The organism is Myxococcus eversor (assembly GCF_010894455.1).
Taxonomy (GTDB): domain Bacteria; phylum Myxococcota; class Myxococcia; order Myxococcales; family Myxococcaceae; genus Myxococcus; species Myxococcus eversor.
Window position 1 is genome coordinate 528,110 of sequence record NZ_JAAIXY010000005.1, and the last position, 10,150, is coordinate 538,259.

The following is a 10,150-nucleotide window of genomic DNA, read 5'->3' on the forward strand; positions in this document are numbered from 1 at the left end:
CCATGACTCCTCCCAGGGTCCGGCGCTCGATCATTCCCGAGGTCATCCAGATCTCGGCGACGGACTGCGGTCCCGCTTCGCTCAAGAGCCTGTTCGCGGGAATGGGCGTCGAGCTCAACTATCGCGTCCTTCGCGAAGTGTGTCAGACGGACGTCGACGGCACCTCGATCGTCACCTTGGATGAAGTCGCCAACCAGCTCGGGCTCGACTCCGAGCAGGTGATGCTTCCGCTCGATCACGTGGTGGTCCCTGAAGCCAAGGCGCTCCCCTCCATCATCGTCACGCTCAGCGCGGGAGGACGGCCGCACTTCGTGGTGCTGTGGAAGCGCATCGGCCCATTCGTCCAGGTCATGGACCCGGCGGCGGGCCGTCACTGGACCCGGATCTCGACGCTGCTGGGCCACCTGTACCAGCACACCACGTCCGTTCCGGCGACCGGCTGGCGCGAATGGGCCGGGTCCGAGGAGGCGGTCGCGACGTTCGAGCGCCGCCTGCTGAACCTGGGTGCCACGCAGGCGCGGGCGCTGGTGGCCCGGGCGCTCGAGGACACCGGGTATCTGTCCATCGCCAGGCTCGACGCCGCGTGCCGGGCGTCCGAAGCGATGATCCGCGCGGGCGCCGTCCGGCGAGGAGCGACCGCGGCGGGTCTGCTGCAATCCATGATTGCGAAGGACGCTTCCGGCGAAGTGCCCATTCCCGCTGCCTATTGGTCCGTTCGCCCCAACCCCGAGGTGGACGGCGAGCTGTCGATGACCGGCGCGGTGCTGATGCGGATTCGCGGTTGGCGCGAAGAGGCTTCGCGCACAGGTGAAGACGCGCCGAGAGCCGTGCTCGCCAGCGACCTGGCGACGGAGCTCGTCGCCAGACAGGTGAGCCCGGCGCGAATGCTGCTCCGCCTGCGAGGCGAGGATTCGTGGGTCGTTCCGGGCCTGATCGCGGTGGGACTGGTGTTCGCCACCTTCGGGCGGATCCTGCAAGCGTTGATGCTCCGTGGCGTGCTCGACCTGGGGCGCGACCTCGGCACGTTCGCGCAGCGTGCGACGGGCATGGCCGTTCTCGCGGGCGTCGCGCTCTGCTTCATGCTCATCCAGATCCCCATTTCCTTGGGACTGCTCGGCATCGGCCGCCGGCTCGAGGTGCGGCTGCGGAAGGCCTATTTCGAGAAGCTCCCCGAGATGGAGGACCGCTATTTCCAGAGCCGGCTCGCCTCCGACATGGCGTCTCGCACGCACAACATCCAGGCGATGCGGTCGCTGCCGCAGTTGCTCGCGCAGGCCGCCATCCTGTCGCTCGAGGTCGCGAGCATCACCGCCGCGCTCATCTGGGCCGCACCGTACGCATGGCACATCGTGCTCGGGCTCGCGGCGGTCACGCTGCTCGTGCCCCTGGTCGCGCAGAAGCTGCTCTTCGAGCCCGACCTGCGCGTGCAGATGCACTCAGGCGCGCTCAGCGGCTTCACCCTGAACGCGCTCGTCGGGCTCACGCCGATCCGCATCCACGGCGCCGAGCGGTCGCTGCGCCGCGCGCAGGAGACCTTGCTCGTCAGCTGGACCAAGGCCCGCTATTGGGTCCAGACGCTGTCGGTCGGGTTCGAAGGCGGGCTGATGCTGGTGAGCTACGGCCTCGTCATGCTGCTCGTCTACTCGTACCTCGCCGGCACCGAGCGGGCTTCGCTGGTGTTGCTGGTCGTCTATTGGGCGCTGCGCTACCCCATCCTCGGCCAGCGGCTGATGGTGCTGAGCCGCGCGTTCCCGAATGCGATGAACCGGGTTCGCCGGCTCCTCGATATCATCGGCGACATCAAGGAGCCGACGGCACGGACCGAGTCGCCGGTGCAGGCGCCTGTCGCGCCCGCGGGCGCCGCGAGCGGCGTTTCGATCGTGATGGAGAAGGTCCGCGTGAAGGGCGGCGGTCACACCATCCTCGACAAGGTCTCCTTGAAGATCGCCCCCGGCGAGCACGTGGCCGTGGTCGGTGTCTCCGGCGCGGGCAAGTCGACGCTGGTCGGCCTTCTGCTCGGCTGGCTCCGGCCGGCGCGCGGTGAGATCAAGGTCGACGGGCAGGTGCTCGACCAGGCCGCTGTCGAGCGGCTGCGGCGCACCACGGCCTGGGTGGACCCGGCGATCAGTCTCTGGAACCAGAGCCTCATCGACAACATCCGGTATGGCAACGATGGCGCGCACGGCTGGGCACTGTCTGGGGCGCTCAAGGGCGCCGAGATGCTCGACATCCTCGAGGCGCTTCCAGACGGGCTGCAGACGTCGTTGGGCGAAGGCGGAGGGCTTGTCTCCGGCGGCCAGGGTCAGCGCGTGCGCCTGGCGCGCGCGATGCTCCGCTCCGGCGTGCGCCTGGCCATCCTCGACGAGCCCTTTCGCGGTCTTGATCGCGACCGGCGCGCGCGGCTCCTCGCCGAGTCCCGGCGGCTCTGGGCAGACATCACGCTCCTCTGTGTCACCCACGACGTCGAGCACACCCAGGAGTTCGATCGCGTGCTCGTGGTCGAGAACGGTCGGATCCTCGAGAACGGGCCGCCGAAGGAGCTGCTCGCGAACAAGGAGTCGCGGTACTCCGTGCTCCTTCGCGCCGACCAGGAGAATCGCACGCTGCTCTGGGGCGGCGGGCACTGGCGCCATTGGTGGCTTTCGGACGGCCAACTGGTGGAGAGGCCGGCGCCGAAGCCGGTGGAGACGCCGGTCGCGAAGCCCGCCGCGGGCGAGCTGGAGCTGGTGGGATGACGCGCTCGCACTCCGACCTGTTGTGGCCGGTCGAGCGACTGCCCGATGCGCTGGAGCAACTGGCGCAGAGGCAGGGCTATGGCAGGGCCGCGGGTGAGATCGCTCCGCCCGCGGCGGCCGTCGAGCCGAGCCGGGTCTGGATGTTCGCGCTCGGAGATCGACTCGGCGTGGAGCTCGAGCCGATCACGCCGCTCTACCACGAGCTGCCCGACGTCCTCGAACGCGCCGCGCCCTGCATCCTCCAGGTCCGGCGAGACGGCGTCCCGTCCTATCTGGTGCTGCTGGGCACGCGGCGCGGGAAGCTGCGCCTGCTCGCGCGCGACGCCACGGTGGTTTCGCTCCCGACGAAGAGCGCGCTCGCGCTCCTGCGCGAAGAGCAGGAAGCCACCGTCGCCGAGGTGGACCAACTGCTCGGCGGTGTGGAGATGTCGCCCCGTGCGCGCGAGCGCGCCCGCTCACGGATGCTGCTGCAGCGGCTCGGCCAGGCGCTGCTGCGCACCGGCTGGATCATGCGCCCCAGGCGCACCGCGAGCCGGCGGACGCTGCTCGGCGACATCCCCTCGCTCGCCGTCGGCATCCTCGTGAGCCACACGCTCCTCTCGGTGGTGCTGGCGGGCTCGTTCTGGTTGCTCGGTCGCGCCGCGCTCCAGGCCCACCTCGAGACCGGCTGGTTCCTGGGGTGGATCGCCGTCATCGCGTGCGCGATTCCGCTGCGCATGCTCGAGGTGTGGTGGCAGGGCGTGTTCTCGATCCGGCTCGGAACGCTGCTGAAGCAGCAGCTCCTCGCGGGAACCCTCAAGCTGACCCCCGACGAGGTGCGGCTCGACGGCATCGGCCGCCATTTCGGCCGCGTCGCCGAGGCCGAGGTCGTCGAGCAGCTCGCGGTCGGCGGCGCCCTGCTCGCGGTGTTGTCGCTCGTCGACTTGATCATGGCGGGCGTCATCCTCGTGCTCGGGGCGGGAGGGTGGCCCCAGGCGATGGCGCTCGTCCTGTGGGTCGTGGTCGCGTTCGTCCTCGCGCGCCGCCACTATGGTGTCCAGCGGGAGTGGTCGAGCGCGCGCGTCGAAATCACCCACGACCTGCTCGAGCGCATGCTCGGCCATCGGACGCGGCTGGCGCAGCTTCCACTCGAGCGCTGGCATGATGGCGAAGACCTCCGCTTGAGCTCCTACTCCGAGATCTCGAAGGAGATGGATCGCCGGACCATGCAGTTGACCGCGCTCCTGCGCGACGGCTGGTTGGTGCTCGGCCTGCTGACCTTGCTGCCGGGTTTCAGCACCGGTACGGCCAATGCCAGCGCGCTGGCGGTGGCCGTGGGCGGCATCTTGCTCGCGCTGCGCGCCTTCGACGAGGTCTCCGTCTACTTCCAGCAGGTCTCCCAGGCGGCGGTGTCGTTCGAACAGATCCGCGACTTGTTGCTCGCGGTGGGCCGCCCCGAGCTCGAATCGAAAGTTCCTCTCGAAATGGAGGGGGGCAAGCCCACCGACGCCGACGGCGGAAGCCTCATCGAGGCGCGGGGCGTGACCTTCCGGCACGACGCGCGCACCCGGCCGGTGCTCGAGAACTGCTCGTTCCAGATAGCGCAGGGCGACCGCATCCTGCTGGAGGGCCCATCGGGCGGTGGCAAGTCGACGCTGGTGTCGCTGCTCACGGGCATGAGGAGGCCGCAGGGCGGGGTGATGCTGCTGCACGCGTTGGACCGCGCGACGTTCGGCTCCTCGGGCTGGCGCAAGCGCATCACCGCCGCGCCTCAGTTCCACGAGAACCACGTCCTGTCCGGCAGCTTCGCGTACAACCTCCTGCTCGGGCGCGAGTGGCCGACCTCGCCCGAGCTGCGGACCAAGGCCGCCGCGCTGTGCAAGGAGCTCGGGCTGGACGAACTGGTCGCCAAGATGCCCGCCGGCCTCGAGGAGATGATCGGCGAGACCGGCTGGCAACTCTCGCACGGCGAGAAGAGCCGGCTCTACATCGCACGCACGCTGTTGCAGGGGGTCGAGCTGGTCATCCTCGACGAGAGCTTCGCCTCCCTCGATCCCGAGACCATGCGGGTCGCGCAGCGCTGCGTCCTCAACCACGCGAAAGCCCTCGTGGTCGTCAGCCACCCATGAGCCTTCGACTCACGCTCGCACTCCTCGCGACGACCTGCTCCGGTTGTGGGCTGGTCCGTCCCGTCGTCGTCACACCGCCTCAGGCGCCAGGCAGCTACTCGACCTCCGTCGAGCCGAGCACCGAGCCGCCTCCACCGTCCAGCGCACCCGAGGGTGAGGCTCCAAGCCCTCGGCCGCCGAAGGAGGAGGGCGCACCCTCGCGGCCCGCCGAGCACGTCACCCGGGACGAGGTCTGGTGGTCGGCGTTCGCCGATCCGGCGCTCGACACGGCCATCCAGGAGTGCTTCGCCAACAGCCTGGTCCTGCACGACGTGCGGGATCTGATCTACGAGAACCAGCTCGACCCCAACGTGCCGCAAGGTTGGTGGTACCCGCTCCAGGTCGGCATCCTCAACCCGGCGGGGCTGAGTCATGTGGTCGCCATCGTTCCGCCCGCGCCGGCAACCCAGGCCAGGTACAGCATCGCCACCGCCGATGTCGGCGTGACCTACCAGGTCGACCTGTTCGGAAACCTCGCCGCGCAGCGGAGCGCGGGAATGAACTTCGCCGAGCAGCAGCGGCAGCTCACCGAGGCCCGCGTCCAGGACCTCGCGCAGCGGATCACCCAGGTCTGGTTCGACATCCTCGAGGCCCGCGCGCTCCGGGACCTCACGCTGCGGCAGATCGACTACAACAAGGAGCTGCTGCGGCTGATTCAAGCGCGGTTCGAGCAGCACCTCACGCCCCGGCTCGCGGTGCTGCAGCAGGAGCAGTTGCTGCTGAACCTCGAAGCGCAGGTGCCGCTGATCTCCGCCCGGAGCGCGCTCTTGAATTCGGAGCTGAAGGCGCTGCTGGGCCGGGTCCCCAATCCCGCGGACGACATCGTCCCCCTCGAGCGACAGCTCCCCGATCTCCCGCCTCCGCCCAGACTCGGAACGCCAGGAGACCTGAACGCGAACACGCCGGAGATGCGGCTCCAGGAGCTGCGCGTCGCCGAGGTCGAGCACCGCATCAACGCGAACCGGGCGAGCTGGCTTCCGACAATCGAACTGGTGGGCAGCGTGGGCGCCGCGAAGGTCGGCCCCTCGGAGCCGGTCCTCCACCAGTCCGTCGTCGGCGTGAACCTGACCTGGGCCTTTTTCGATGGAAGGCGATTCACCGAGCACATGCGCCTGCCGATCCAGCTCCACCGTCGCCACGTCCAATACCAGCTCGCGCTGAACACCGCGATCGGGCGGGTGCAGGATGCCGTGGTCCAGGAGGAGACCGGGGCGACGAACCTGCGCGCCCTGCGCGCGCAGGTCCAGCTCGGGCAGCGGCTCCTGGACGAGGCGAGGCGGCTCTTCGAGCAGGGGCTCTCGGACTATCTGACGGTGCTCTCCGCCCTGACGAATCTGGTCGGGCTCGAGCGCGCGAGTCTGCAAGCGCAACGGGTGCTGCTCAACCATCGCGTCGCGGTCTATCGTTCGCTCGGCGGCACCTGGTCGCGCGACGTCACACTCAATCGGGAGTGAAAAGCCATGGCACAGCTGCAAGCGGATGAGATGCTCTACATTCCCAATCGAAAGCGGCTCACGCACGACCGGATCGACGCGGGGAATGGCCAGCAGGTCCTGCACCTCTTCTATGGCGAGGTGGAGCTCATCTTCGACGAGCCGGACATCGCGCCCTTGGGCGAGAAGCTGATCCAGGTCGAGCAATTTCAAGCCTCCGACGCCATGGCGTGGTCGGACGGCGCGCCCCATTCCTGGGACAAGATCCGGGACCTGCTCGAAGCCTTGATTGAACAGCGGGTGCTGCGGCGGGTCTCGGATGCGCCCACGGGCCGCACCACGGTGTCCTACCCTGAGCGGTTGGGTGAGGTGCCAGCCGGGCGTGAGCCGCTCACGTTCAGCGCCCACGACAATCGTTGCCCCGTGCTGACCGAACAGGCGTACGGACGGGCGTTGGAGCTGTCGAACCTCGAGGTCGTCGTTCCGGTCTACCGCGTGGCGCATCCGGCGCTCGACGGTGACGGCCGGCAAGTGGGCGAGAACAACGTCGGACCGCGCACCTTGTTCCTCGACCTCCCCACCGTGCGCAAGCAGTGCCACTACGCGGGGAGCCGGTACCAGAACGAACTCCCGATGAACGTGACCGCGATGAAGGGCATGGCGCGTCAGTGGCCGGACCTGCTCTCGCTGACCGAGCAGTTCCGCAAGGCCTTCTTCGCGCGCATGCCGCCCCGGACCCCGGGCGTGCTCACCGCGGGCGAGCTCCACATGATGGTCGTCTGCACGCTCGCGTCGGTCGGGTACGTGATGGTGCGGGGCACCCATCCGGTGCCGAACGGAGAGCTCGACAGCGGGCTCGCGGCCATGTTCCGGCTGATCGACGGAGTTCGCCTGGTCACCAACGACCTGGTGCGAGATACCCCCGAGCAGCCCGTCACCGTGCAAACCATCGTGGACTATGCCGAGCGTCACGCGGTCTTCAATGGTCCGCACGGCGTGTGCGCCGGGCCGCCGGCGCTGATCAACGAATATATGCAGGTGTTGACCGGCGTGGCCCCTGCACCGATTGAAGCCCAGCCCGACATCGCGGCGCGCCTCGGCGATCTCGACGCCGCGATCGATTATGGCCTGCTCGGGCAGCGCGTCGAAGCGGTGGTCCGCTTCCTCGGCGCGACCCAGGGGCTGCTCCACGAACGGCTCCGGGCGGCGTTCGCCGGACACCTCCCGCGCACCGCGCTGCAAGAGTTCGTGGAGGCGCCGATCGATGTCGCGCGCTACCCGTTGCTCCGGGACGATTTCCCACTCGCGGAGACCTACCAGCGCGAGATCAAGCTCAGCCGCTGGTTGTTCGCGCGCATCGGCGAGGCGTTCCCCGGCACGCCACAGGGCACCTCGCTGGACGAGCTGGCGAAGCTGGATCCCGCCGAGCAGGACACGAGCCGGCGGCGACTGGCCGAGCTCTTCGCGCACGGGCTGCCGGCAGACGCGGTCGTGGCGGAGCCCCTCCGCGGCGAGCTCGCTGGCGTCGCTGCCAGCGCGTTCGCCCTCGAGCGCCGGTGCCTGCGCGTCGTCGAGCGCGAGCAGGCGATGCTGAACCAGCGGCTCCGGCGCCCGGATTCCCCCCTGACCGGCATGGACCTGGCTGTGTTCACGCGGCCGCGCAATGGCCCCCCGTTGGCGGAGACCCTCGCGCGCGGCCTGGGCGTCTCGGTCACCAGCGACTCTGCCTCGACCGTGCTGGGCTACGGTGGGAGCAGCCTCACGTTGAAGGACTAGAGGGTTCGATGCATCCAGAGCTTGTCCGCCGCTTCCACGAACCGATTCGCGATGAGGCCGCGCGCCGGTATGGCCTGTCCCCCGAGCAGCTCACCGAGCTCCAGGCCTTCGAGAACTTCGTCTACGAGGCGCAGAACGACGACGGCGAAAGCCTTATCTTGCGCATCTCGCACAGTACGCGGCGAACGATTGACTACACGCTGGGGGAGGTCGAGTTCGTTCGCTATCTGGCCGCCGCGCGCATTCCCATCGCCTCGCCGATCCTCTCCGATTCGGGGCAGTTCGTGGAGCGGATCGAAGACCGCGAGCCCGGAAGCTACTTCGTCGCCACCGCGTTCGAGCGCGCGCCGGGCATCGTCTTCGACGACGCGCCTCCGCTCAAGGAGCGCTACTGGAAGGCCCCCCTGTTCCGCGACATGGGCCGGCTGTTCGCGCGGCTCCACAACCGCGCCCAGACCTACGCGCCTTCGAGCCCCAGGCTCAAGCGCCAGGAATGGCATGAGTACGACGTGGTCGACATCGATCGGTTCGCGCCCCCCGAGGAGACGCTCGTGCGCGAGCGCACCGCGGCGATCATCGCGCGATTGAACCGGCTCCCGCGAACACCGGAGAGCTACGGGCTGATCCACGCCGATCTCCACATGCACAACTTCTGCTTCGCCGAAGGGAAGATCACCGCGTTCGACTTCGACAACTGCGAGTACGCGTGGTTCGTCAAGGACATCGCGGTCCTCCTCTTCTACATCGCGCGAGGCGAGGCGCGAGAGGCGCGAGACGAAGCGGTGGCCGCGTTCCTGGGGCCGTTCCTCGAAGGGTATCGAGAGCTCCGACGGATGGATCGCGAGTGGCTCGCGGCCGTGCCGGACCTGCTCGCGCTCCAGCGCTCGATGAACTACGCGCTGTTCCACCAGTATCGCGACCCGGCCGTGCTCGACGAGAGCACGCTCGACCGGTGGGGGCGGTTCCGGCGCGACATCGAAGCGGACACACCCGTCCTGCAGATTGATTTCACGAGCTTCTAGCGCGGGCGCTGTTGCGGGGGAGGGAGGGGTGCAGAGGTGCCGAGGAGGCGCTGCCCACCCTTCCACTGAGCGGCGGTTCAGGCTGATTGGTTCCGGTTCCTCTATAGGGCGGGAGCCGGGAACCGACTCAGCCAAGCCATGTCGAAGGCGGATGCAGGTCCAGTTCATCCGCGCAGCGTCCAGAGCAGGATGCCGAGGAGAGTGACCCCACTCGCCCCCAGCCACAGCAAACAACCCAATTGTCGCGCCAAAGAGCCGAGCTGTTTCTGGAGAGCATCGACCTGCGCCGCAGTGGGAGGGGACTTCGATGCATCGATCTCGGCGTCGCTCGCCGGCGTGAGTTTGAACCAGAAATCCCACCAGACCACTTCGACCCAGCCGTGCTGGGCGCTGTCCCACTTGATGCCAGCGGGCAGCGTGGTCTGCATCGCTGCTCCCTCGGCCATCTCGATGGCGATAGTGGGCAGCCTTCCGGCGTAAACGGGACCAAGGAGGCGCTCGAAGACATCGGGCGATACCCGTAGGTCAACATGAAAGGTGCGCTCTCCCTCGCTGCGGGGACCGAAGGCCCGGAGGAGACCGCCATAGCGCTTGCCCTCCATCTCGATGAACTGACCGATCTCTATACGGACCGTACCAGTCAGATCTTTTAGCCACTCGCCCGTTGCCAAGCAGACGTGTTCATGGGGCGGAGAGCGGACTCGCCAAAGCAAGGTATGCGCGGTCGGGAAGAACGCAGCGGCAGCAGGTGGCTCGCCCTCGCGCGGAAACCCGTACTGCGCATTGAACCCGGTTGGCTCAAGGGTAATGTACATGTGGCCATGTAAGCACGAAGCAGTGACCGTACTGCGGTCGCCGTGTCCAGGCCGGGTCGTGTCCCTATAAGTGTGTAGATGGCGAGGAGGGACGGGCGGGAAAGAGGGAAGCTCCTCGGTGAAACCAACCGAGACGGTCCTCCTTTGGCGAGGAGGCCGAGGAGTTCCCCGCCGTGAACGATACAGACTTTGCCCCGCCCTCGCACGAGGAGGTGCGCACCG

6 protein-coding genes are annotated in these 10,150 nt (G+C 68.3%); 5 read left to right on the forward strand and 1 reads right to left on the reverse strand.

Annotated elements, in window-relative coordinates; all coding sequences use genetic code 11:
- Positions 1-2: 2 nt before the first annotated feature.
- From G4D83_RS13515 to G4D83_RS13535, 5 genes are read left to right on the forward strand one after another with little or no spacing between them, the layout of a single operon-like run.
- Positions 3-2,735, forward strand: a complete 2,733-nt coding sequence (locus G4D83_RS13515; protein ID WP_163865124.1) for an ATP-binding cassette domain-containing protein — start codon at positions 3-5, stop codon at positions 2,733-2,735.
- Positions 2,732-4,843 carry an ATP-binding cassette domain-containing protein gene (locus G4D83_RS13520; protein WP_163865125.1) on the forward strand — a complete coding sequence of 704 codons (2,112 nt, stop codon included), beginning with the start codon at positions 2,732-2,734 and terminating at the stop codon, positions 4,841-4,843. The genes G4D83_RS13515 and G4D83_RS13520 overlap by 4 nt, the downstream gene beginning before the upstream one ends.
- Complete coding sequence (locus G4D83_RS13525) at positions 4,840-6,336, forward strand: TolC family protein (protein WP_163865126.1); 1,497 nt, start codon at positions 4,840-4,842, stop codon at positions 6,334-6,336. The genes G4D83_RS13520 and G4D83_RS13525 overlap by 4 nt, the downstream gene beginning before the upstream one ends.
- 6 nt (positions 6,337-6,342) lie before the next feature.
- Entirely contained in the window at positions 6,343-8,091 is a 1,749-nt protein-coding gene (locus tag G4D83_RS13530; RefSeq protein WP_163865127.1) for a hypothetical protein, read from the forward strand.
- An 8-nt stretch (positions 8,092-8,099) separates the two neighbouring features.
- Positions 8,100-9,113 carry a phosphotransferase enzyme family protein gene (locus G4D83_RS13535; protein ID WP_163865128.1) on the forward strand — a complete coding sequence of 338 codons (1,014 nt, stop codon included), beginning with the start codon at positions 8,100-8,102 and terminating at the stop codon, positions 9,111-9,113.
- 164 nt (positions 9,114-9,277) lie between these two features.
- Here G4D83_RS13535 and G4D83_RS13540 read toward each other — a convergent pair whose 3' ends face one another.
- Positions 9,278-9,928 carry a hypothetical protein gene (locus tag G4D83_RS13540; RefSeq protein ID WP_163865129.1) on the reverse strand — a complete coding sequence of 217 codons (651 nt, stop codon included), beginning with the start codon at positions 9,926-9,928 and terminating at the stop codon, positions 9,278-9,280.
- Positions 9,929-10,150 lie beyond the last annotated feature (222 nt).

Excerpts from the sequence above, each read along its gene's own strand:
- G4D83_RS13515 (WP_163865124.1), top strand. The coding sequence starts at position 3 with ATGACTCCTCCCAGGGTCCGGCGCTCGATCATTCCCGAGGTCATCCAG.
- G4D83_RS13520 (WP_163865125.1), top strand. The coding sequence starts at position 2,732 with ATGACGCGCTCGCACTCCGACCTGTTGTGGCCGGTCGAGCGACTGCCC.
- G4D83_RS13525 (WP_163865126.1), top strand. The coding sequence starts at position 4,840 with ATGAGCCTTCGACTCACGCTCGCACTCCTCGCGACGACCTGCTCCGGT.
- G4D83_RS13530 (WP_163865127.1), top strand. The coding sequence starts at position 6,343 with ATGGCACAGCTGCAAGCGGATGAGATGCTCTACATTCCCAATCGAAAG.
- G4D83_RS13535 (WP_163865128.1), top strand. The coding sequence starts at position 8,100 with ATGCATCCAGAGCTTGTCCGCCGCTTCCACGAACCGATTCGCGATGAG.
- G4D83_RS13540 (WP_163865129.1), bottom strand. The coding sequence starts at position 9,928 with ATGTACATTACCCTTGAGCCAACCGGGTTCAATGCGCAGTACGGGTTT.